Source organism: Streptomyces sp. NPDC037401 (assembly GCF_055602345.1).
The window spans coordinates 79829-103008 of the sequence record NZ_JBVJWO010000028.1 but is presented as its reverse complement, the minus strand read 5'-3'; the positions used below and the strand labels follow the sequence as shown (position 1 = coordinate 103008).

Sequence of the window (23180 nt, the reverse complement as noted above, 5' to 3'; positions counted from 1 at the left end):
TACCGCGTAGGAACGAAGAAAACCCCACCCCACCCCCCCCCCCCCCCCCCCCCCCCCCCCCCCCCCCCCCCCCCCCCCCCCCCCCCCCCCCCCCCCCCCCCCCCCCCCCCCCCCGCGTCCGGGTACATGTCTGCTCCGCGTCCGTGGGCCTGTGCGCGTGTGCGCCTGTTCGCCGAGGGTGGAGTCCGCTCTCGGCGATCTTGACTGTCCCGGCCGCTGCCGGTCCGGCAGGCTGACTCCATGAAACTTCTGATACTGGGTGGTACCGAGTTCGTCGGCCGTGCGATCACGGAGGAAGCCCTGGGCCGGGGCTGGGAGGTGACGGTCTTCCACCGCGGCCGCCACGCTCCCCCGGCCGGCGTGGCCTCCGTGCACGGCGACCGCACCGCCCCCGACGGTCTCGCCGCCCTCGGCGCCTTCCCCGAGGGGGCGTGGGACGTCGTCGTCGACACCTGGGGCGGGGCCCCCACCGCGGTCCGCGACAGCGCGCGGCTGCTCAGCGGGCGGGTGGGGCACTACGTCTACATCTCCAGCCGCTCCGTCTACACCTGGCCGGCCGCAGCCGGGGCCACGGAGGACGCGCCCCTCGTCGAGAGCTCGCCCGACGCCGCGGAGACGGCCTACGCCGAGGACAAGCGGGGCGGCGAACTGGCCGCCCTCGACGCGTTCGGCGACCGCGCCCTGCTGGTGCGCGCCGGCCTGATCCTGGGCCCGTACGAGAACGTCGGCCGGCTGCCCTGGTGGCTGGGCCGCACCGCCCGCGGCGGCGAGGTGCTCGCGCCCGGACCCCGCGACCTGCCGATCCAGTACATCGACGTGCGCGACCTGGCGATCTGGTCCCTCGACGCGGCGGTCAAGGGACTCGGCGGGGCGTACAACCTCGTCTCCCCGCCCGGCCACGCCACGATGGGCAGCCTGCTGGAGGCCTGCGCCGAGGTCACCGGCGGCGGCGCCGAGCTCCGCTGGACGGACCCCGCCCCGATCCTGGCGGCCGGTGTCGAGCCGTGGAGCGACCTGCCGGTCTGGATCCCCGAGGGGGACGAAGCGCACCACCACATGCACGGCGGGGACGTGAGCAAGGCCGTCGCCGCCGGGCTGCGCTGCCGTCCCGTCGCCGAGACGGTCGCCGACACCTGGCAGTGGCTGCGCTCGCTCGGCGGGCCCGCCCCCCAGCGCGCCGACCGGCCCGCGCCGGGTCTCGACCCGGAGCGGGAGGCGGCCCTACTCCGCGGCTGAGCGTTTCCTCTCCCTCTGCTCCCTCTGCTCCCTTTGCTTCTTCTGCTCCCCGTCCGCCTCGCCCCCGCCCGCTGCCTCCGCTGCCCCGTCTTCCTCCCAGGCGTCCGCCGGCCCCGCCAGCCGGGTCGGGGGCAGGAAGTCGCGGAGCAGCGTGCGGTGCCACCAGGCACCCGTGGCGCGCAGTTCGCGCCATGTCGTGAACCGGTACCGGTAGAGCCGGGCGCGGACGTAGCGGGGCGGGGCGCCGGGGAACGGATTGTGCCGCAGCAGCCGCAGCGTGTCCCGGTCGTTCTCCAGCAGCCGGGTCACGAACGGCCCGAACCAGTCGCGGGCGTAGCCGGGGGAGAGGGCGGCGAACCACATCAGCCAGTCCAGCCGCAGGTGGTACGGCGCGAACTGGCGCGGCATCCGCCGCACGTCGCCCGGCTTGCCCTTGAACTCGTACGCGAGCCACTCGCTCGAAGGCCGCGGCAGCGGGTCCCGGGTGCCCTCCACCACGACCTCGTCCCGGATCCGGCCGACGGTGCCGAACGCCCCGTAGGTGTTGACCAGGTGGAGGGAGTCGAAGGAGCGGTTCATCACCTGGCGGCGCGAGAGCAGGTTGCGCACCGGGTGGCGGCTGAGGACGAGGACGAGGGCCGTCAGCGCGCACACGAGCACGGCGTACCAGACGGGCGCCTGCGGCTGGGCGCGGGACGGGCCGCCGAAGGACGTGACGTCGACGGCGGACAGCGCGAGCGCGATGGTCAGCCAGTTCAGCCAGGAGAAGTTCCCGGACAGCACCAGCCACAGCTGGGTGGCCGCGATGATCCCCGCAGCCACGGACGCGACCGGCTGCGGCGCGAACAGCAGGACCGGCAGCAGGAGTTGGGCGACGTGGTTGGCGCCGCACTCCACCCGGTGCAGCGGCCGGGGCAGCCGGTGGAAGAACCAGCTCAGGGGCCCCGGCATCGGCTGGGTCTCGTGGTGGTAGTAGAGGCAGGTCAGCTTGCGCCAGCAGGCGTCGCCGCGCATCTTGATCAGCCCCGCCCCGAACTCCACCCGGAACAGCACCCAGCGCAGCAGCCACAGCACCAGGACGGGCGGCCCGACGCGGTCGTTGCCCAGGAAGACGGCGAGGAAGCCGACCTCCAGCAGCAGCGACTCCCAGCCGAAGGCGTACCAGGTCTGGCCGACGTTCACGATGGAGAGGTACGCCGCCCAGAGCGCCGCCCACATCCCCATCGCGGCGCCCAGCGGCACCGCGTCCGCGGCCCCTGCCGCCACGGCCGCCGACAGCGCCGCCCCGCCCCAGGCGCAGCAGGCGAAGAGGCGGTCGGAGTAGCGGAGTTGGAACAGGCTCGGGGAGCGCCGGAACGGCACCCAGCGGACGTACTCGGGAACGGGCAGCATGCCCCGCTCCCCGATCAGCGCCCGGAACTGGAGGGCGGCCGAGAGGAAGGCCACGAGGTACACCACGGCCAGAGTCCGCTGGAACACCAGCCGGCTCAGCCAGTACTCGGGTGCCGTGAACCACTCCATCGCCGCTCGCCCTCGCGGGTGCCGCCGCTGCCGGGGGTGCGTTCCCCCGATGCCTCCAGTATCCGCCGCGGGCCGGTCAGCCGCCCGCAGCGAGCCGCCGCAGGGTCCGGCCGCACCGGCGGGCGTACCGGAGCTGGAGGAAGGGGACGAGCGGGCCGGCGAGCCGCGTGTACCAGCGCCCGGGGCGGCTGAAGGCGGTGACCTCGAACCAGACAGTGCCGTCCGCGGCCAGCTCGACCAGGAACGACTCCTCGCCCAGCTCGGGGTGGCCGGGCCGGGTCCCGTAGGCGAATCCCGTCAGCGTCGGCCGGTACGCCGTCCAGATCACCTCGCAGGGGGCGGTGATCCGCGCCCGACCGATACCGACGGCGCACTCGACGCCGTCCCCGGCCGCGGCGGGCACGCGCTCGGCGCGGACCCGCACCCCGGCGGCCCGGTGCATCCGGAAGGTGGTCACGGCCGTGCCGGCGCGCTCGAACACCTCGCGGCCGTGTCCGAGGGCCACCCGGTGGTGCAGGTGGTTGTAGCCGGAGGGCAGCGGGCGCGCCCGGGTGGCGCCGCGCTCGGGGTAGTTGACGGTGTCCCGGTGGATGCTCGTGAGACGGGTCATCGTGGTGTCTCCTTCAGCCGGTGCCAGGCCGGCACCGAGCACAGTGCGAATCCGATGGCGTTTCCGAGGCCGTGGGTCGCGGCCATCCAGGTCAGGGTGGGGTGGGTCATCCCGGTCGCTTCGCCCAGCGCCCACCACAGGGCGAGCAGCATGGTCGCCGGCAGGACGGCGGCCGAGACGGCGAAGAGGGCGCGGGTGAGGCGGTCGCGGGCCCGGATGCGCGGTTCGCGCCAGGTGTGCCGGGCGACCGCCCACATCCCCGCGGTCAGCACCACCGCCCCGGCGAGCTCCACCCAGTCGTCGGTGAAGTACCCGCCCAATACCAGCAGGGTGCCGGCGGTGTAGACGACGGCCAGGGTGGTCGCGGGCAGCCCGCGCGGCAGCCACAGGGCCACCGCGCCGGGCACCGCGAACAGCGGCCAGATCCGCCGCACCGGGGCGAGGCCGTCGCGGTCGATGAGCCCCAGCCCGGCCGGTACGACGACCAGCATGCCGAGGGTGGCGACCGGGTTCACCAGGGCCGTGAGCGCGGACACGGCAAACACCCCCCTCCACGTCCTTTGAACGTGTTCAAGTCCTACGCCGTGAACCATACGAGGTTTCTTGAACGCGTTCAAGACTCAGGCGTGCCGGGGTGCATTCGGCGGATCCCGGCTTGCAGGGCGAGCGCGAGTGAGGCAGACATTGAGGGGCAATCCAGGGCGAAGAGGCAGGAGTTTCAGGTGCACGGACCGGTACGTCGCTACGCCCTGGCCAGTGCGGCCGCGCTCGGCCTGTTCGCCGCCGCAGGCTGCGACAGCGAGCCTCCGCCCCACCCCGGCCCGCCCGTCCAGGAGATCCTCCTCCAGCCCGTCGCCGCCTCCGGGCCGGACCCCTTCACGGCCTCCTCCGCCACCTCTGCGGCGGCCCTCACCCGGCCCGCGAGCCCCCGGTCGGAGCAGCCCGCGGCGCCGGTCCCGGGGCGGCAGGGCGCGCCGGGACCGGACGCCGGGGGGAGCGCCCGCGAAGCCCAGGCCGCCCCCCAGGCCCTGCGGGCCATCACGGGCTCCACCCCGGGGCTGTACGGCGGCACCCTCAAGCGGGGCAGCTGCGATGTGGAACAGCAGGTCCGCTCCCTGACCGCCGACCGGGAGCGGGCGCGGGCCTTCGCCGCGGCCGCCGGCATCGAGCAGGCCAAGGTCGACGGATTCCTGCGCGAGCTCACCCCCGTGGTGCTCCGGGCCGACACCCGCGTCACCAACCACGGCTTCCGCGGCGGCCGGGCCAAGGCCTACCAGGCCGTCCTCCAGGCGGGCACCGCCGTGCTCGTCGACGAGTACGGCCTGCCCCGCGTCCGGTGCGCGGCCGGGAACCCGCTGATGCCGCCGACCGAGAACCAGGCGGGCGCCCACCGGGGCGCGGTGTGGCCGGGTTTCGAGCCCTCCCAGGTCGTGGTCGTCAAGCCGACCACGGAGGCGGTCGACAGCCTGGTCATCGTGAACATCACCAACAACACCTGGATCGAGCGACGGGCCGGTGACGACGGCGCGCAGGACAGGGCGCCGGCCGTTGCGCCGCTGCACGACCCCAGCGGCCCGGTCCCCGACAACGCCCCCGCCCCGCGGGCCACCCCGGCAGCGCCCAGCGCGCCCGCCACGCCCGGCGCCGCGGAACGACAGGCCGTGCCGCGCTCCGACCCGGACCGGCGGACCCGCGGAGACGAGCAGCCGGACGAAGGCCCCGACCGGTACGGGGACAGTTACGGCACCGCAGACGAAGACGGGTACGGCACCGCAGACGAAGACGGGTACGGCGCCGCAGACGACGACCGGTACGGCGATTCGCAGGACGGCCGCGACGGGGATGCGTACGGCGACGGCGATGCGTACGGCGACGGGGATGCGTACGGCGGCGACGGCGACGGCGATGCGTACGGCGACTCCTACGAGGACGGCTACGAGCCGGTCGACGCCCGGGACGGCTCCGGGAGCACCGATGAGGGCCGCCCGCCGGAGAGCGCCTGAACCACGCCGCCTCCTGTCGAGGAATCCGGCGAAGAGTGTCATGGTGGATCGGTGCCGACCACCGTATCCCTGCCGGACGACTGGCCCGCACACCCGGACCAGAGCCTCGCGCTCAACCGCATGGGCAGCTTCGACTGGGACCTGGTCGCCGGCCTCATGCACATGGACGGGCCCGCCCTCGACGTCTTCGACACGCCTGCCGGGGAGTACGACGGCCGCCCCGAGTCGCTGGCCCCGCGGGTCCCGCCCGCCGAGGCCATCCGCCTCGACGCGCTCGTCTCCAGCGCCCTCAAGAGCGGTGTGGAGAGCTACGGCGCGTACTTCCGCATCCGGTGCCGCGACGGCCGGCTCCGCTGGACCCACACCCAGGGCCGGGTCCTGCGCGACACCGAGGGCCGCCCGTACCGCATCATCGGCATCGTCCGCGACGCCACCGAGGAGCTCAGCCACTCCGCCGAACGCCTCGGCCTCGACGAGGAGCGGCGCCGGCAGACCAGCGTGGTCGAGGGCACCACGGCCGCCCTCGCGCACGCCCGCACCGTCCAGGACGTCATCGACGCGCTCAGCGACAACCACGGCCTGGAGCGCCTCGGCTCGATGGGCATGGTGATGGGGCTGGTCGAGGCGGGGCGCATCCACCTCGTCGCCGAGGGACCGGTCGGCAGCTTCGTGCCCGGCACCCGCTACACCCGCATCGACGAGCAGTACCCGATGAGCGAGGTGGTCCGCTCGCTCCAGCCGCGGTTCATCGACTCCGAGGAGGAGTTCGCGCAGGGCTATCCCGGCCTCTGGTCCAAGATCTCGTACATGCGGATCTCGGCGGCCGCGTACCTGCCGCTGATCGCCCAGGCCCGCCCCATCGGCGCGATCGGGCTGCTCTACCAGGACAAGGACGGCTTCACCCAGGAGGAGCGCAACCTGCTCGTCGCCCTCGGCAGCAGCATCGCGCAGAGCCTCCAGCGCGCCATGCTGCTCGAGCAGGAGCACGACCTCGCCGAAGGGCTCCAGCAGGCCATGCTGCCGCGCCGGATCCCGGCCGTGCCCGGCGCGCAGATCGCCGTCCGCTACCGTTCGGCCCGCATGGGCCGGGACATCGGCGGCGACTGGTACGACGTGATCCCGCTGCCCGGCGGCCGGGTCGGCGCCGTCATCGGAGACGTGCAGGGCCACGACACGCACGCGGCGGCCGTCATGGGACAGCTGCGCATCGTGCTGCGCGCCTACGCCGCGGAAGGGCACGCTCCGGCCACCGTCATGGCCCGCGCCTCCGTCTTCCTCCACGAACTGGACACCGACCGCTTCGCCACCTGCACCTACGCCGAGGCCGACCTGTCGACCGGGGTGATCCAGCTCGTGCGCGCCGGGCACATCGACCCGCTGCTGCGCTCCCGCAGCGGCGACTGCCGCAGGCTGCCCGTCACCGGGGGGATGCCGCTCGGCCTGTCCGCGGAGTTCGGCAGTCTGGAGTACCCGGTCACCGCCGTCGAACTCGACCCGGGCGAGACCCTCCTCATGTGCACGGACGGACTCGTGGAGCAGCCCGGTGCCGACCTCGACGACGGGATCCAGCTGCTGACCTCCCGGATCCGCAGCGGGCCGGAGGACCTCCAGGAGCTCGCCGACCGGCTGTGCGAGATCGTCGACGACCGCGGCGGAGACGACGACATGGCGCTCCTGCTGCTGCGCCGCCGGGTCGAGGACGCCCCGCAGGCCGGGGGCCGGCTCCAGCAGCACGTGGCCCAGGGCGACCCGGAAGCCCTCGCCTCCGCCCGCCACATGATCGGCGCGGCGGTCCGCGCCTGGGGAGCCCGGGAGCGCTCCGACGAGATCGAGCTCGTCGCGGACGAATTGATCGTCAACGCCCTGATGCACACCGACGGCCCGGCGATCGTCACCCTGCGGGTCCTCAGCGGCCCCGAACGCCGTCTGCGCGTCGAGGTCGAGGACCGTTCCAGCGCCCTGCCGCGGCGCCGCGAGGCCGGGGAGTCGGGCGTCTCGGGCCGCGGTCTGATGCTGGTGGACCGGCTGACGGAGGTCTGGGGCGTGGAGTCGCGCGGCAGCGGCAAGTGCGTGTGGTGCGAATTCGTGATGTCCTGACCCGCATGGAGCCGCGCATCAGCCTGATCACGCTCGGTGTCACCGACCTGGCCCGGGCCAGGGCCTTCTACGAGGCCCTGGGCTGGCACGGCCAGGAGGTGCAGGACACCGTGTTCGTCCAGGCGGGCGGCGTGGCGCTGGTCCTCTGGAGCCGCGAGCTGCTCGCCGCGGACAGCGGGCTGCCCGCCGGGCCGCCGCCGGAGTTCGGCGGCATCGTCCTCGCGCAGAACGTCCGTACCCGCGAGGAGGTCGACGCGGTCCTCGCGGCCGCCGGCGCCGCCGGGGCGAGCGTCACCCGGCCCGCCGCCGAGACCTTCTACGGCGGCTACGCGGGCGTCTTCACCGACCCCGACGGGCACCCGTGGGAGATCGCCCACAACCCCGGATTCACGCTCGCCCCCGACGGGACCCTCGTCCTCCCGGACTTCGGCACCCCCTGACGCCCGCGCGCCCCGCCACGGCCTGCGGCGCGCCACGACCTCCGAAACGTGCCACGGCCTCCGAAGCGCGTTCCGGGCCCCGCCCGTGCCGGCCCCCGCCCGTCACGACCTGCGGCCGCTCCCGGCCTGCGGCAGGCTGGGAGCATGCCCGAGCTGCCGGAGGTCGAAGCCCTCAGGGAATTCCTCGACGAGCACCTCACCGGGCGGACCGTCGAGAAGGTCTGGCCCGTCGCCGTCAGCGTGCTCAAGACGTACGACCCGCCGCTGGACGCGCTCGTCGGGCTGACCGCCGGCCGCACCGCGCGGCACGGGAAGTTCCTCGCCGTCCCCTTCGGGGACCTGCACTTCGTCACCCACCTCGCCCGCGCCGGCTGGCTGCGCTGGCAGGACAGCCTGCCCGCGGCGCCGCCGCGTCCGGGCCGCGGACCCCTCGCGCTGCGCGTCGCCCTCGACGGCGGAGCGGGCTTCGACCTCACCGAGGCCGGTACACAGAAGCGGCTCGCCGTGTACGTCGTCCGCGACCCCGGCGACGTGCCCGGCATCGCCCGCCTGGGACCCGATCCGCTCGCCGAGGCCTTCACCGAAGAGCGCTTCGCCGGGCTCCTCGCGGGGGAGCGGCGCCAGATCAAGGGCGTCCTGCGCGACCAGGGCGTCATCGCCGGCATCGGCAACGCGTACAGCGACGAGATCCTCCACGCGGCCCGCACCTCGCCGTTCAAGCTCGCCGCGAAGCTCGATGCCGCGGAGGTGCACCTGCTGTACGAGGCCGTGCGGACCACCCTCGCGGAGGCCGTCGAGCGCTCCCACGGGCTCGCGGCGGGACTGCTCAAGGCGGAGAAGAAGAGCGCGATGCGCGTACACGGCCGCACCGGCGAGCCCTGCCCGGTCTGCGGGGACACCGTCCGCGAGGTCTCCTTCGCCGACTCCTCCCTCCAGTACTGCCCCACCTGCCAGACCGGCGGCAAGCCGCTGGCCGACCGACGCCTCTCCCGCCTGCTCAAATAGCCCCTCTACACTCCGGGCATGCTGCGCGCACTGGCCGTCGACGACGAAAGACCCGCTCTGGAAGAGCTGCTGTACCTGCTGCGGGCCGATCCGCGGGTGAGCAGCGCCGAGGGCGCCACCGACGCCACCGGAGCACTGCGCCGCATCGGACGTGCCCTGGAAGCCGGCCCGGACGGCGCGGACGCCATCGACGTGGTGTTCCTCGACATCCACATGGCCGGTCTCACCGGCCTCGACGTCGCCCGGCTGCTGTCCGGCTTCGCCCGGCCCCCGCACCTGGTCTTCGTCACCGCCCACGAGGGCTTCGCCGTCCAGGCGTTCGACCTCAAGGCCGTGGACTACGTCCTCAAGCCGGTACGCCGCGAGCGGCTGGCCGAGGCGGTGCGCCGCGTGTGCGACCGGGCGGCCGCGCTCCAGGCCGGTCCCGCCGCCGGGCCGGACCTGCCCGGTGTCCCGCCGGCGCGTTCCGTCCCGTCCCCCGCGCCCGAGCAGATAGCCGTCGAACTGGGCGGCGTCACCCGCTTCGTGCCCGTCGACGAGATCGCGTACGCGGAGGCGCAGGGCGACTACGCCCGTCTCCACACGGCCGACGGCAGCCACCTCGTGCGCATCGCCCTCTCCGCCCTGGAGGAGCGCTGGGCCGACCGCGGCTTCGTCCGCATCCACCGCCGCCACCTCGTCGCCCTCGGCCGCATCGACGAACTGCGCGTCGAGGCCGGGGCGACCACCGTGCGGATCGGCCCGGCCGAACTCGCCGTCAGCCGCCGCCACGCCCGGGAGCTGCGGGACCTCCTGATGCGCCGGGCCCGCGGCTGATGGCCGCCCAGGACGGCGGCCCGCAGCCGCGCCGGGAGACCGTCACCGGCGTGCCGCTGACCGCCCGCAGACGGGCCCCCGGGCACACCCCGGCGCGCTCCGAGATCACCGAGCAGACCAGCCTCGGCGCCACGTACGTCCGCGCACTGATGCGCAGTCAGCTGCGCGCCGCGCTCAGGGCGCTGGCCACGCTGGTGCTGCTCGTCGGCAGCCTCCCGCTGCTCTTCGTCCTCCCGCAGCGGCCCGGCGGGGCCGCCGCCCCCGCCCCGCTGGTCTGGGTCTTCCTCGGGCTCGGTGTCCACCCCGTGCTGTGGCTGACCGCCCGCCGCTACGTCCGCCGCGCCGAGCGCAACGAGCGCGACTTCACCGGGCTGATCGCGGACCACCCGGCAGAGCCCGCAGAGCCCGGAGATCCCGCCGTGCCCGTACAGCCCGACCGCCGTGCCGGTCCCGGCGGGCAGGCCGGTCCCGTGCCCCGCCCGGGGGCCGCAGGGTGAACCCCGCCTACGCCGTGCCCGCCGTCACGGCAGTGGTCCTCGGCACCGTCCTCATCGGCGCCCTCGGCCTGCGCATCTCCCGGACCACCTCGGACTTCTACGTGGCCTCCCGCACCGTCGGGCCCGGCCTGAACGCCGCCGCCATCAGCGGGGAGTACCTCTCCGCCGCGTCCTTCCTCGGCATCGCGGGGCTGGTCCTGCTCCAGGGCCCCGAGATGCTCTGGTACCCGGTGGGCTACACGGCCGGATACCTCGTCCTGCTGGTGCTCGTGGCGGCTCCGCTTCGCCGTTCCGGCGCGTACACCCTCTCGGACTTCGCCGAGGCCCGACTCGAGTCGCTGCCCGTGCGCCGCCTCTCCGGCCTGTTCGTCGTCGGCATCGGCTGGCTCTACCTGCTGCCGCAGCTCCAGGGCGCCGGACTGACCCTGGAGATCCTGACCGGCGCCCCGGACTGGGTCGGCGCGCTGGTCGTAGGCCTCGTGGTCACCGGGGCCGTCGCGGCGGGCGGCATGCGCAGCATCACCTTCGTCCAGGCCTTCCAGTACTGGCTCAAACTCACCGCCCTGCTCGTGCCCGCGCTCTTCCTGACGGCCGCCTGGCTCGGCGACGACGCCCCGCGCGCCCGGTTCGCCGAACCGCCCGCCTTCCGGGAGCAGACCGTGGTGAGGGTCGCCGACACGGTCCGGGTCCGGCTGGACGAGCCCCTGACCGTCACCGCCACCGGGCGGGTGGACGGCAGCATCCACCACCTGGGGCCGCTGACCCTGGCACCGGGCCTGCACCGCTTCGAGGCCGGCACCGAACTCCGCTTCCCGGCCGGCGCCCGGGTGCCCGAACGGGCCGGGTCCGCGGGCGGCTCCCGCTGGTCCCAGCCGCTGTCCAGCAGCCGCGAGGAACACCCCCTGTACGCCACGTACGGGCTGATCCTCGCGACCTTCCTGGGCACCATGGGGCTCCCGCACGTCGCGGTGCGCTTCTACACCAGCCCGCACGGCGCGGCCGCCCGCCGCACCACCCTCGCCGTGCTCTCCCTGGTCGGGGCCTTCTACCTGCTCCCCCCGGTGTACGGCGCCCTCGGCCGCATCTACGCCCCCGAACTGGCCCTCACCGGAACCGCCGACGCCGCCGTCCTCGTGCTCCCCGAGCGGATGATCGGCGGGGTCGGCGGGGACCTTCTCGGCGCGCTGCTCGCGGGCGGGGCCTTCGCCGCCTTCCTCTCCACGGCCTCCGGGGTCACCATGGCGGTCGCCGGGGTGCTCTCCCAGGACGCCCTGCCCTCGCGCGGCGTACGGCACTTCCGGCTCGCGACCGTACTGGCCATGGCGGTCCCGCTGGTCCTGAGCCGGTTCGCGACCAACGTGCCGGTGGCCGACGCGGTCGGGCTCGCCTTCGCGGTTTCCGCGTCCTCCTTCTGCCCGCTGCTGGTGCTGGGCATCTGGTGGCGCCGGCTCACGGCCCCCGGCGCGGCCACCGGGCTGCTCGTCGGCGGCGGGGCCGCTCTGGGCGCCGTGCTGGCCACCCGGACCGGACTGCCGGGCGGAGGCTGGGCGCACACCCTGCTGGCCTGGCCGGCCGTCTGGTCGGTGCCGCTCGGCTTCCTGACCATGGTGCTGGTCTCGCTGGCCACCCCGCACCGGATCCCGGCGGGCACCGCGGCCACGCTCACCCGGCTGCACCTGCCGGAGGAGCCGGAGTCCGGAAGCGGCGCGGACAGGGCGAGCAGGGAGGCGCGTACGTGACCGCGCTGACGCTAGCCGCCCTGCTGCCGGCGGGGCTCGCCCTGCTGGGGAGCGGCGTGCTGGCCGGACGGCTGTGGGCGGCCCGCCGCGGCGACCGTTCGGACCTCGACCTCGGCACCCCGGTGGAGCGGGCCACCTTCCACACCCTGCACACGGCCTCCCTCGCCGCCCCGCCGCTGCGCGCCGGCCTCACCGAGGACACCGCCCGCCGGGCCGTCCGCGGACTGCGCCCGCTGCTGGGCACCGAGGCGCTCTGCCTGACCGACCGCAGCGGGGTGCTCGCCTGGGACGGGCCCGGCAGCGGGCACCACCAGGACCGGGTGATGGCCAAGGTGGACCAGCTGCTCGACTCGGGGCGCAGCCAGAGCTTCCGTACGGGCTGTGAGGAGCCCGACTGCCCGCTGCGCTGGGCGGTCATCGCCCCGCTGACGGGCGAGGAGGGGGTGCTCGGCGCGCTCGTCGCCTACGGCTCGCGCGAGTCGGCGGTCCTGGTGCGGGCGGCGACCGAGGTCGCGCGGTGGGTCTCCGTGCAGCTGGAACTGGCCGAACTCGACCGGTCGCGGACCCGGCTCATCGAGGCGGAGATCCGGGCCCTGCGCGCGCAGATCTCCCCGCACTTCATCTTCAACTCGCTCGCGGCGATCGCGTCGTTCGTCCGCACGGACCCGGAGCGCGCCCGGGAACTGCTCCTGGAGTTCGCGGACTTCACCCGCTACTCCTTCCGCCGGCACGGCGAGTTCACCCGCCTCGCGGACGAACTGCGCTCCATCGAGCAGTACCTGGCCCTGGCCGGGGCCCGCTTCGGGGACCGGCTCACCGTCACCCTCCAGGTGGCGCCCGAAGTGCTGCCGGTGGCACTGCCGTTCCTGTGCCTCCAGCCGCTGGTGGAGAACGCCGTCAAGCACGGGCTGGAGGACTCCGTCGCGGAGTGCCGGATCACCATCGCGGCCCGGGACGCGGGCGCCGAGGCGGTCGTGACCGTCGAGGACAACGGCGTCGGCATGGAACCCGCAGTCCTGCGCGACCTGCTCGCCGGCCACGGCCCCGCCTCGTCCGGCATCGGCCTGCGCAACGTCGACGAGCGGCTGCGCCAGGTCTACGGCGACGCGTACGGGCTCGTGATCGAGACGGGCGTGGGGGCGGGCATGAAGGTGACGGTCCGCGTACCGAAGTACCGGGCGGGGGTCCACCCGGGCGGCGGCGGGGGAGCGGTTCCCGACTGAGCCGCCGGCGGTCGCGGGTCGTACGGTTCTCGCGCCCGCGTCGCCCCCGCCGGTGTGCGCCGGCGCGCCGGGCGTGCGATTTCGACCGTCCGCACATTGGCTCGTACCGATCGCCCCTAGAAGAGGTGCATCGCCAAGTGGCCCAGAGGAAGGCCCAGTTGCCAGGCAGGGGTCCACACGCGGGTGTTCTCGTCGACCGGCGGGGGGCCGTCGTCGTCCTCCGTGAGGCGGCCCGGGTCCAGCTGGGTCGCGTACAGCTCCGTGCGGTCGAGCCAGCGCCAGGCCGCGCGGGCCAGTTCCAGGTCGGGGTCCTCCCCGCCCAGTTCCCGGGCGGTCTCGCCCAGTTCGAGGAACCGGGTGTGCACCCAGTCCCGCCAGGGGTGCCCGTACGCGGTCAGGCAGAGCCACTCGTCGAGCTGGGAGACCACCCGGATACCGGAGAGCTCGCCCGCGGCGTCCGAAAGGTAGATCGTCAGGGCCAGGGTGTCCCGTCCGGCCCGGAACTCCAGGGTGCTGACCGGGATCAGTCGGCCCGTGCGCAGCAGCTCGTCCGCGATGTACTCCGCGTAGAGCCACGCCATGGGCACTGCGAGCCCCCCGTCACTGGTGCCGTTCGTACCCTCGGGATGCACCGTTCCACCTTCTCCCGCGTGTCGAGCTTCCGGCCGTCAGGGACGAGCCTTCACTCCGCGGCTCGCCGGACGGGGGGCGTTTACTCAACTTGAACGGTCTGATGGCGAATTCGATGCGCCCCGTGGGCGCACTGTTCACGTTTCCGGCCATTTCCGGTCAGCGTGCTCCGGCTGCCGGGTTCCCGTCCGGGCGGCCGTACCCCGGGAGCCCGTCCCGGAGGGCGCGCAGGGCGTAGTACGTACGGGATTTGACCGTTCCGGCGGGGATCCCGAGCTCCCGGGCCGCCTCGGTCACGGAGCGGTCGCGGAAGTACACCTCGACGAGCACCTCGCGGTGCTCGCGGGCCAGCGAGCCGACCGCGCGCCGGATGTCGATCGCGGTGACCGTGCCCGCCACCGGGTCCCGGGGGTCGGTGGTCAGGTCCAGGGCGTCGGCGTCGGTCTCCTGCGGGCGCGAGAGGCGGGCCCGGCGGGCGTCGATCGCGAGCCGCCGCCCGACCGTGAACAGCCACGGCCGCATCGAGTCGTGCGGCGTGTCCCAGGCCTCGGGGTGCTGCCAGGCCCGGACCAGGGTCTCCTGGACCAGGTCCTCGGCCCGCTGCGCGTCGCCGTGGGTGAGGCCGACGAGGAAGCCGAACAGGGCCCGGCCGTGCTCGCGCTGGAGGTCGGCGAGGGCATCGGCGCCCGTGCGCCCGAGGGTCGTGGAGCTGCTCACCGGTGGGGGCTCCTTCCGTGGGCCTTTTCCTGGCGTGGGTTCTCCGGTGAACCCACCCTGACCTGCGGGTGACCGGTCGGGAACCGCCCTGCCGGGGCCGCGCGCCCAAGCGCCCGCCGGGTCCGTCGGACGGCCGCCGGACACGACGAACGGTCGATCGGTGCGCCGAACGGCCCGCGCCCCGGCAGGCGGTCACGTCCGCGTCCGCGTCCGATCCGGTGATGCGGACGGCACCGCTCCTTGACTTCACCCCTCTTCCCCTATGGATTCAGACGATCGGATAGTCGTATAAATCCACTAAGTCCTATGACGGGGAGCTGGGGAACATGCGCAAGCGACGCACGCGGGGGACCGTGGCGCTTCTGGCGGCCGTGCTGGCGGCGGCCGCCGCAGGCTGCAGCGCGGCGGGGGGCCAGGCGCCGGCGCGCCTGGCGGACCCGCAGCAGAAGAAGACCCCGCCGGCCGCCTCCGGATCGGCGCCGGCCCGCGGATTCACGCTCGTGGCCAGCGGTGACGTGCTGCCGCACGATTCGGTCATCCAGAAGGCCGCCGACGACGCGGGCGCCGACGGATACGACTTCAAGCCGATGTTCGCGCCGGTCAAGCCCGTCGTGCAGGCGGCGGACCTGGCCCTGTGTCATATGGAAACGGTCTTCGGGCCGGACGGCGGCCCGTTCACCGGCTACCCGGCGTTCAAGTCCCCGCCGCAGGTCGCCGAAGCCCTCAAGGCCACCGGCTACGACGGCTGCTCCACGGCCTCGAACCACACCCTCGACGACGGGGCCGATGGACTGGACCGGACCCTGGACGCCTTCGACAAGGCGGGGCTGGGCCACGCGGGCTCGGCCCGCACCGCCGCCGAGGCCGCGAGGGCCGCGACGTACACCGCCGGCTCGGCCCGCGTCGCCCATCTGGCCTATACGTACGGCACGAACGGCTACCCGATGCCGGAGGGCCGGCCCTGGGCCGTCAACCCGATGACCGAGTCGAAGATCGTCGCGGACGCCCGGGCGGCCCGGAAGGCCGGTGCCGACGTGGTGCTGGTCAGCCTGCACTGGGGCACCGAGTGGCAGACCGAACCCGACGAGGTGCAGCTGGCACTGGGTAGGACCCTGACCGCCTCGCAGACCGCGGGCCGCCCCGACATCGATCTGATCCTCGGCACGCACGCGCACGTCCCGCAGGCCTACGAGAAGGTCAACGGCACCTGGATCGTCTACGGCATGGGCGACCAGATCGCCGGCCGGATGTTCAACCACTCCGGCGCGTACGATCCGCGCGGCAACTACGGCTCCCTCGGCCGCTTCCGCTTCGAACCGCCGGCCGCGGAGGGCACGCGCTGGCGCGTCACCAAGGCCGAGTTCATCCCGCAGTGGATGGACCACGGCGCCGGCCGCCTGGCGAACCTGCCCGCGGGACTGGCCGAGCAGCCGGACCGCGAGGACTACCGCACCGCCCAGGAAGCCGTCCGCGAGGCGGTCCTCGGCCGCGGCGCGGAGAAGGACGGCCTCACGATGGGCCGCTGAGGAAGCCCCCCTTCCCCGCCGCGCGGACCGGCGCCGGTCTCCCTAGAGTGCCAAGCATGAGTGTGCGCGTGGAGGAGACACCGGAGCCCCGACGCCCCCGCGATCCGCGCGAGCACGGCACGGGGCCCAAGGGGCGGAAGGCGCGCGACGCGCAGCGGACCCCGGGCGCCGGGCAGCGCTTCCTGAACCGGGTGCCCGACGCCTTCGGGGCCTTCTTCGGCGTGCTCGGCCTGCTGTGCGCCCTGCTCGCGCTCTCCCCCGGCCTGCGGCGGTTGCTGCGGCCCGTCGTCCGCTTCCTCGACGAGGTCGTCGTCCCCGTCAGTGCCAACCTCGCCTACGCCGTCTTCCTCTTCCTGCTCGCCGCCGCCCTCGGCGCCCGCAAGAAGGTCGCCTGGTGGATCGTCGTCGCCTATCTCACCCTGCTCCTCCTCGTCGACCTGATCTACCTGGCCGACGGGGAGTACCTGGTCTCCGGCTCCTCCTTCGCCCTGGCCGTCGCGGCCATGGTGGTCCTGGTCCTGGCCCGCAAGGAGTTCTACGCCGCCTCCCGGACCGGGGCCTTCTGGCGGGCCGTGCTCGTCCTCGGTCTCGGGCTGCTCGCCGCCGTACTGCTCGGCTGGGCGCTCGTCGCCATCTGGCCCGGCACCCTCCCGCGCGGCCAGTGGCTGGACTGGGCCGCCAAGCAGGTCTTCGGCGGCCTCTTCTCCGCCCGGCAGTTCGACGGAAGGCCACCGCGGCCGCTGTACTTCCTCCTCGGCCTCTTCGGCGCCCTCGCCCTGCTCAACGCCGCCGCGACGCTGTTCCGCTCCCAGCGGCTGACGGCCGCCCTGCACGACGACGAAGAGCCGCGGATCCGCGCCCTGCTCGGCGCGTACGGGCGCAACGACTCCCTCGGCTACTTCGCCACCCGCCGGGACAAGGCGGTCGTGTTCGCGCCCAACGGCAAGGCGGCCGTCACCTACCGGGTCGAGGCCGGAGTCTGCCTGGCCAGCGGCGACCCCGTGGGCGACCCCGGGGCCTGGAGCCCGGCCGTCGACGCCTGGCTGGCCGTCGCCCGCAAGCACGGCTGGGCGCCCGCCGTCATGGGCGCCTCCGAGACCGGCGCCACCGCCTACGCCCGCTCGGGCCTCGGCGCGCTCCAGCTCGGCGACGAGGCGATCCTGCACGTGGCGCAGTTCGACCTGGACGGCCGGGACATGCGGGTCACCCGGCAGGCCGTCAACCGGGTCCGCCGGGCCGGGTGCACCACCCAGATCAGGCGGCACTCCGCCCTCAGCGACGAGGAGATGAGCCGGATCATCGACCGCGCCGACACGTGGCGCGACACCGAGACCGAGCGCGGATTCTCGATGGCCCTGGACCGGCTCGGCGACCCCGCCGACGGGGAGTGCCTGCTCGTCGAGGCCTTCGACGCCGACGGCACCCTGATCGCCCTGCTGTCGTTCGTCCCCTGGGGCCGGGACGGCATCTCCCTGGACCTGATGCGCCGCGACCGCAAGGCCCCCAACGGGGTCATGGAGTTCATGGTCGCCGAACTGTGCGCCGCCTCGCCCCGGCTCGGCATCCGGCGCATCTCGCTCAACTTCGCCGTCTTCCGCTCGGTCTTCGAGGAAGGCGCCCGGATCGGCGCCGGCCCCGTGCTGCGGCTGTGGCGCAGGCTGCTGCTCTTCTTCTCCAAGTGGTGGCAGCTGGAGGCCCTCTACCGGTCCAACGTCAAGTACGGCCCCGAGTGGTACCCGCGCATGCTCTGCTACGCCGACGCCGGCTCCCTCGCCCGGATCAGCCTGGCCTCCGGCATCGCCGAGGGCTTCGTGTCCGTACCCAGCCTGCGCAAGCTGTGGGGCAAGGGCCACCCGGCCGGCGTCACCCCGCCCGCCACCACCGCGGGCCTTCCCTCGATCGCCTCCCTCGGCCTGTCCGAGGAGGGCGGAGCCGCCCCCGACGCCGCGGAAGGCCGACCCGAGCAGGTCCGCGTCCGGCACCGGAAGCTGGACCGGCTGCGCGCCGCGGGCACCGACCCGTACCCCGTGGGCATCCCCGTACGCACGCACACGGTGGCCGAGCTGCGCCGCGCCCACGCCGGCCTCGCCGCCGGCGCCCGTACCGGGCAGCAGGTCACCGTCGCCGGCCGGGTGATGGTCGTACGCGACCTCGGCGGCGTGGTCTTCGCGGTGCTGCGCGACTGGTCCGGCGACCTCCAGCTGATGTTCACCCGCGACGGATCCGGGGCCGGCGTGCTCGGCTCCTTCACCTCCGACGTGGACTTCGGCGACCACGTCGTGGCCACCGGCGAGGTGGGCGCGAGCCGCGGCGGCGAGCTCTCCGTCGTGGTCACGTCCTGGCAGCTCACCGGCAAGTGCCTGCGCCCGCTGCCCGACAAGCGCAAGGGCCTCGCCGACCCCGAGGCCCGGGTGCGCCGCCGCTACCTGGACCTCGTCGCGAGCCCCGACGCCCGGGACGTCGTGCGGGCCCGCTCGACCGCCGTGCAGGCGCTGCGCCAGGGCCTGCTGGACCGGGGCTTCCTGGAGGTCGAGACCCCGATGCTCCAGCAGATCCACGGCGGCGCGAACGCCCGGCCGTTCACCACCCACATCAACGCCTACGACCTCGACCTCTACCTGCGCATCGCGCCCGAGCTCTACCTCAAACGGCTGTGCGTGGGCGGCATGGAGAAGGTCTTCGAGATGGGCCGCACCTTCCGCAACGAGGGCGTCTCGTACAAGCACAACCCCGAGTTCACGATGCTGGAGGCGTACCAGGCCTTCGCCGACTACGACGTCATGCTCGACCTGACCCGCGAGCTGATCCAGGGCGCCGCGACCGCGGCCTTCGGCAGCCCCCTCGCCCGCAAGGCAGGCCCCGGCGGCAAGCTCGTCGAGCACGACATCTCCGGGCCCTGGCCGGTCAAGACGATGTACGGAGCGATCGGCGAGGCCCTCGGCGAGGAGGTCGACGCCGACACAGAGGAGCACGTGCTGCGCCGGCTGTGCGACCGCGCCGGGGTCCCGCACGCCCCCGAGGACACCCGCGGCGACGTGGTGCTGGAGATGTACGAGCGGCTGGTGGAGGAGAAGACCAAACTGCCCACCTTCTACAAGGACTTCCCGACGGACGTCTCCCCGCTGACCCGCCAGCACCGCAAGGACCCGAGGCTCGCCGAGCGCTGGGACCTGGTCGCCTTCGGGACCGAACTGGGCACCGCCTACTCGGAGCTGACCGACCCGGTCGAACAGCGCCGCCGGCTCACCGCACAGTCCCTGCTGGCCGCGGGCGGCGACCCGGAGGCCATGGAGATCGACGAGGACTTCCTCGACGCCCTGGAGTACGCGATGCCGCCCACCGGGGGCCTGGGCATCGGCGTCGACCGGCTGGTCATGTTCCTCACGGGTCTGACGATCCGCGAGACGCTGCCGTTCCCGCTGGTGCGCAAGTCCTGACGGACCCTGACGCGCACAGGGGGCGAATTCCGGCCCCCCGCACCGTCTTCCGGCCACGTGTCGCGTGCTGGTCCCATTGGGTGCTTTCCCCCTCTTGACCAGTGTTGATGAGCGCTCCACGCTGTCTGCCGTGCGAGCTATTGGTAATGAAATCTGAAGAGCTGACTCCGGGGCGCCGGGTGCTGCTGCGCCGCAGCGCCGCCTTCCTCGGAGCCGCCGTCGCCGCCGGACTGCTCGCCGGGGAAGAGGCCTTCGACTCCGGTGGGAACGCCCGTACCGCCCCGGGCCCCGCAGGCGCGGGCGGAGCACAGCCGCACGGTGCCGGGCCCTCGGCCGCCCCGCCGCCGGCCGGCGGACCGCCGCAGGCCGCGCGCCCGCAGATCCCGTCCTCGTACCGGCTCAGTCCGATGACCGAGGGGCTGCCGGCCCGGCAGCGCCCCGCGAGGCCGCCGGTCCGCACCCGGCCCCTGCTCGGCATCCCGCCCGAGGGCAGCAACATGGTGCTGACCTTCGACGACGGACCCGACCCCCGATACACCCCGGGCATCCTCGACACCCTGGCCCGCTACGGCACCCGGGCGGTCTTCTTCGTCTGCGGCGAGATGGCCGCCGACAACCGCGACCTGCTGCGCCGGATGGCCGCCGAGGGTCACGTGATCGGCAACCACACCTGGACCCATCCGCTGATCCCGAAACTGACCCGGCCGGCCCTGGCCTGGGAGATCGGCCGCACCAGCGATGTCGTGGCCCGCACCACGGGCGCGGCGCCCGTCTGGTTCAGGGCGCCGTACGGGGCCTGGAACCGCGCGGCGTTCGAGATCGGCGCGGAGCTGGGCATGGAACCGCTCGCCTGGACGGTCGACACCCTGGACTGGAAGGAGCCCGGCTCCGCGGCCATCGTGCAGCGGGTCCTGCGGGGCGCCGGACCGGGCGTGATCGTGCTGTCGCACGACGCGGGCGGGAACCGCTCCCAGAGCGTGGACGCCCTGCGCTGGTACCTGCCGCGGCTCCTGGACCGCGGCTACCGGATGACGCTGCCCCGGCTGCCGGCCCGCGGCTGAGGCCGCCGAACCCGCCGGTTCTGCCGGGTGCCCTGCCCGCCCGGCCCGGGGAGGGCCGGGGAGGTCGGCGTGGACGCCCGCTAGCGGACCTCGACCATGCGGGCGAACACGACGACGTTGCCGTCGTAGCCCCCGGCCTTGGAGTAGCCGCCGCCGCAGGTGATCACGCGGAGCTCGGCGTGGCCGGTGTCGCCGTACACCCGCGGGCCGGGGAAGGAGTTCTTCGAGAACACCTCGACGCCGTACACCTCGAACACCGCGGTGCGGCCGTCGTAGCGCGTGACCTCGATGTCGTCGCCCTTGCGCACCGAGCCGAGGCCGTAGAAGACCGCGGGGCCCTTCTCGTTGTCGACGTGCCCCACGATCACCGCCGAGCCGCGCTGGCCCGGCGCGATGCCGTTGAGGTACCAGCCGGCCAGGTTCGGGTCCTGAGGGGGAGGGGCGTCGATCCAGCCCTCCGCGTCCAGACCGACCGTCATCGCGGGTGCGTCGACGCTGATGGAGGGGATCCGGATCCGCTCCACCGTGGAGTGCTCCAGGGCTTCCAGGTCGGCCGGGGGCGTGGGCGCGGCCGTGGCGAGGGTGTCCGGCCGGACCCCGACCGCGGCGGCAGCGGCGGGCTGCGGTGGGCCCGACTCGGCATCCGCGCCGTTCCGGATCATGGCGAGGCCGGTGAGCATGACCAGGGCCAGCACTCCCCAGGGAGAGCGTCTCCTGCGTTCCTGCCCGGTCTCGTCCTCGAACATGTCTCTCCCTTCCCGACGCGGGGGTCCCGTCCCGCGTTCTCTTCCCCCTCCTCCCCGCACGGTAGGTCGGTGCGGACCGGGCGGCGACCCGGGAGACGGCGAACGAGTGGCGGTGCAGCGCCCTGGACCGGGACGGATGCAGCCATCCGAGTAAAGGTCACATAAATGTCCTGACAGTCCGTGACCTGCGGAACCGTCAGATTCACCCGGCGTGTCGCCTCAGCCGGGCGGCCCAAGTCCAAAATGCGCGGAAGCAGAGACTCCGTGAGGGTTCGTCATGGGAGGCGTTCTCGTCGATCATCCCGTGGCAACAGCCCCGGGGCGCCTTCCCTCTGGAGGTTCGACCATGCGTGTTGCACGCGTTCTTCTGGCGACCGCAGCGGCCGTCGCCGCCATCGGTCTGGCGGCGCCGGCCGCCACAGCGGGCGGTGACCCCGGCGGCGGCGACGGCCGCGACGGCCGCGACGGCCGCGGCGGCAATGGCAGCGGTTTCGGCGGGAACGGCGGCGGTTTCGGCGGCAATGGCGGCGACGTGCCGCGTGACATCACGGTCAACCCCCTCAGCGTGCACCAGGGGGCCCGGATGGACGTCAGTGCGAGCGGCTGCCGCGACGGCGGTACGGTCTTCTCCCGCGGCAACTTCGAGGAGACGCGCCTCTCGCCGGGCCGCATCGGTTTCGCGACCGTCCGCATCTACGACGACGCCACGCCCGGCAGCCACACGCTGAGCGTCCGGTGCCACGACAGCCGGGCCGTCGGCACTCACGAGTTCCGGGTCTTGAGGGGCAATGGTGCTCAGGGTGGTCTCGGTGGTTCCTTCGGCCCGTCCACCGCCGAGACCGCGATGGGCGCCGGGCTCGTGGGCATGGCGGCACTGGGCGCGGGCGTGCACGTGATGCGTCGTCGCCGCTCGGTCCGCGGCCGCCCCTGACCGGCCGGCGGCGAGGCCGCCGGCCCTTCCGGCCGGAACGCATCGACGCCCGGAGCCCCGAGTCCTGTCCGGGAATCGGGGCTCCGGGCGTGGCAGGTGTGGAGGACGTGGCGGGTGTGAGCGGTGGTGGAGGGCGTACGGCGCGGTCAGTGGCGGCGGTCGGTCACCCGGCGGCGCACCGCGTACGTGGTGCCGGCGGCCGCGGCCAGGAAGAGTGCGGCGCCGGCGGCGATGGTCGTGGGGTCGGCGCCGGCCACGCTGCCGCCGAGTCCGCCGCGCACGGCGGCGGCAGCCGTCGAACGGGTGGTGGGCGGGGCGAGGGTGGCCAGGGTGGCGATGGTGAGGTCGGCCGAGCCGGTCTCGCCGTTGCAGGTGAAGGAGACCGAGTAGTGGGCGCCGCGCCGGGCGTCCCGGTCCACGACGACGCGTACGGGCTGGCCCCGCGGGATGCTCACGGTGTCGAAGACGCCGGAGGAAGCGGTGGCGTAGGCCGCGCTGCAGCCGGTGACGGTGAGGGTGGTCTGACCGCCGGGTGCCACCGTCGAGGGGGTGATGGCGAAGCCGAACGAAGTGACGGGCTGTGCTCCGGCCGCGGTGGCGGCGGGAACGGCGAACGCGAACACGGCGACGGTCGCGCCGGCGGTGAGCAGTGAGGCGGAAGCGGTGCGTATCGCACGCATGGTGATTCCTCCGGGTCCCCGAGGAGCAGCTGCGGAAACCGGTTCCACATGTGGGGGGTCGTGCACCTCGATGTCCGCCACGCTAGGTGCGTGCAAGCCGACCCGCGATCAGGGTCAGGCGAACGGGGTAGCCCGGTGCTCCCTCCGGGGGAAGCGGGGGGGGGGGGGGGGGGGGGGGGGGGGGGGGGGGGGGAGGGGGAAGAGGGGGGGGGGGGGAGGGGGGGAGGGTGAGTAGAGGGGGGACACGCTGGGGAGAAAGAAGGGA

19 protein-coding genes and 1 pseudogene are annotated in these 23180 nt (G+C 74.1%); 13 read left to right on the top strand and 7 right to left on the bottom strand.

The window, feature by feature from the left end; translation table 11 throughout:
• The first annotated feature begins 240 nt into the window (after positions 1–240).
• Positions 241–1236, top strand: a complete 996-nt coding sequence (locus ACZ7H1_RS26790) for an NAD-dependent epimerase/dehydratase family protein (protein WP_470790325.1) — start codon at positions 241–243, stop codon at positions 1234–1236.
• On the opposite strand, the gene ACZ7H1_RS26785 is transcribed toward ACZ7H1_RS26790, so the two are convergent.
• From ACZ7H1_RS26785 to ACZ7H1_RS26775, 3 genes are all read right to left on the bottom strand, one after another.
• Entirely contained in the window at positions 1222–2757 is a 1536-nt protein-coding gene (locus ACZ7H1_RS26785) for a lipase maturation factor family protein (protein WP_470790324.1), read from the bottom strand. The genes ACZ7H1_RS26790 and ACZ7H1_RS26785 overlap by 15 nt on opposite strands.
• A gap of 76 nt (positions 2758–2833) precedes the next feature.
• The gene (locus ACZ7H1_RS26780) at positions 2834–3367 is read right to left on the bottom strand and encodes a DUF1990 family protein (RefSeq protein ID WP_470790323.1); all 534 of its coding nucleotides are present in this window, start codon (positions 3365–3367) and stop codon (positions 2834–2836) included.
• The gene (locus ACZ7H1_RS26775) at positions 3364–3903 is read right to left on the bottom strand and encodes a YndJ family transporter (RefSeq protein ID WP_470790322.1); all 540 of its coding nucleotides are present in this window, start codon (positions 3901–3903) and stop codon (positions 3364–3366) included. Before ACZ7H1_RS26775 ends, ACZ7H1_RS26780 begins: the two co-directional genes overlap by 4 nt.
• 186 nt (positions 3904–4089) lie before the next feature.
• Here ACZ7H1_RS26775 and ACZ7H1_RS26770 point away from each other — a divergent pair, with 186 nt between their 5' ends.
• The 8 genes and pseudogenes from ACZ7H1_RS26770 (at position 4090) to ACZ7H1_RS26735 (ending at position 13187) form a co-directional block, all read left to right on the top strand.
• Positions 4090–5370 carry a DUF6777 domain-containing protein gene (locus ACZ7H1_RS26770; protein WP_470790321.1) on the top strand — a complete coding sequence of 427 codons (1281 nt, stop codon included), beginning with the start codon at positions 4090–4092 and terminating at the stop codon, positions 5368–5370.
• A gap of 51 nt (positions 5371–5421) precedes the next feature.
• Positions 5422–7467 (top strand): SpoIIE family protein phosphatase, encoded by a 2046-nt coding sequence (locus ACZ7H1_RS26765; RefSeq protein WP_470790320.1) that lies wholly within the window; start codon positions 5422–5424, stop codon positions 7465–7467.
• Positions 7468–7472: 5 nt separating this feature from the next.
• Positions 7473–7907, top strand: coding sequence for a VOC family protein (locus ACZ7H1_RS26760; protein ID WP_470790319.1), 435 nt, complete (start codon positions 7473–7475; stop codon positions 7905–7907).
• 144 nt (positions 7908–8051) lie between these two features.
• Complete coding sequence (locus ACZ7H1_RS26755) at positions 8052–8912, top strand: Fpg/Nei family DNA glycosylase (RefSeq protein WP_470790318.1); 861 nt, start codon at positions 8052–8054, stop codon at positions 8910–8912.
• A gap of 18 nt (positions 8913–8930) precedes the next feature.
• On the top strand, positions 8931–9728 hold the full coding sequence (locus tag ACZ7H1_RS26750) for a LytR/AlgR family response regulator transcription factor (protein WP_470790317.1): 798 nt from the start codon (positions 8931–8933) through the stop codon (positions 9726–9728).
• A pseudogene (locus tag ACZ7H1_RS26745) lies at positions 9728–10105 on the top strand (hypothetical protein); the annotation flags it as partial. The gene ACZ7H1_RS26750 and the pseudogene ACZ7H1_RS26745, both read left to right, overlap by 1 nt.
• A gap of 116 nt (positions 10106–10221) precedes the next feature.
• Positions 10222–11964, top strand: coding sequence for a sodium/solute symporter (locus ACZ7H1_RS26740; protein ID WP_470790316.1), 1743 nt, complete (start codon positions 10222–10224; stop codon positions 11962–11964).
• Positions 11961–13187 (top strand): histidine kinase, encoded by a 1227-nt coding sequence (locus ACZ7H1_RS26735; RefSeq protein ID WP_470790315.1) that lies wholly within the window; start codon positions 11961–11963, stop codon positions 13185–13187. Before ACZ7H1_RS26740 ends, ACZ7H1_RS26735 begins: the two co-directional genes overlap by 4 nt.
• Positions 13188–13303: 116 nt before the next feature.
• Here the strand turns inward: ACZ7H1_RS26735 and ACZ7H1_RS26730 are convergent, their stop codons facing one another.
• Both ACZ7H1_RS26730 and ACZ7H1_RS26725 read right to left on the bottom strand, forming a co-directional pair.
• Positions 13304–13768 (bottom strand): hypothetical protein, encoded by a 465-nt coding sequence (locus tag ACZ7H1_RS26730; RefSeq protein WP_470790329.1) that lies wholly within the window; start codon positions 13766–13768, stop codon positions 13304–13306.
• A gap of 208 nt (positions 13769–13976) precedes the next feature.
• On the bottom strand, positions 13977–14534 hold the full coding sequence (locus ACZ7H1_RS26725; protein WP_470790314.1) for a sigma-70 family RNA polymerase sigma factor: 558 nt from the start codon (positions 14532–14534) through the stop codon (positions 13977–13979).
• Positions 14535–14860: 326 nt separating this feature from the next.
• Here ACZ7H1_RS26725 and ACZ7H1_RS26720 point away from each other — a divergent pair, with 326 nt between their 5' ends.
• The 3 genes from ACZ7H1_RS26720 (at position 14861) to ACZ7H1_RS26710 (ending at position 20558) form a co-directional block, all read left to right on the top strand.
• A complete protein-coding gene (locus tag ACZ7H1_RS26720) occupies positions 14861–16060 on the top strand; it encodes a CapA family protein (RefSeq protein ID WP_470790313.1) in 1200 nt (399 codons plus the stop codon).
• 56 nt (positions 16061–16116) lie between these two features.
• A complete protein-coding gene (gene lysX, locus ACZ7H1_RS26715; protein WP_470790312.1) occupies positions 16117–19497 on the top strand; it encodes a bifunctional lysylphosphatidylglycerol synthetase/lysine--tRNA ligase LysX in 3381 nt (1126 codons plus the stop codon).
• Positions 19498–19643: 146 nt separating this feature from the next.
• On the top strand, positions 19644–20558 hold the full coding sequence (locus ACZ7H1_RS26710; RefSeq protein WP_470790311.1) for a polysaccharide deacetylase family protein: 915 nt from the start codon (positions 19644–19646) through the stop codon (positions 20556–20558).
• 80 nt (positions 20559–20638) lie between these two features.
• On the opposite strand, the gene ACZ7H1_RS26705 is transcribed toward ACZ7H1_RS26710, so the two are convergent.
• Positions 20639–21304, bottom strand: coding sequence for a class F sortase (locus ACZ7H1_RS26705; protein ID WP_470790310.1), 666 nt, complete (start codon positions 21302–21304; stop codon positions 20639–20641).
• A 346-nt stretch (positions 21305–21650) separates the two neighbouring features.
• Between ACZ7H1_RS26705 and ACZ7H1_RS26700 the strand changes: the two genes are divergently transcribed.
• Entirely contained in the window at positions 21651–22235 is a 585-nt protein-coding gene (locus ACZ7H1_RS26700) for a hypothetical protein (RefSeq protein WP_470790309.1), read from the top strand.
• Between the two features lie 146 nt (positions 22236–22381).
• Here ACZ7H1_RS26700 and ACZ7H1_RS26695 read toward each other — a convergent pair whose 3' ends face one another.
• Positions 22382–22915 carry a hypothetical protein gene (locus ACZ7H1_RS26695; RefSeq protein ID WP_470790308.1) on the bottom strand — a complete coding sequence of 178 codons (534 nt, stop codon included), beginning with the start codon at positions 22913–22915 and terminating at the stop codon, positions 22382–22384.
• Between the last annotated feature and the right edge of the window lie 265 nt (positions 22916–23180).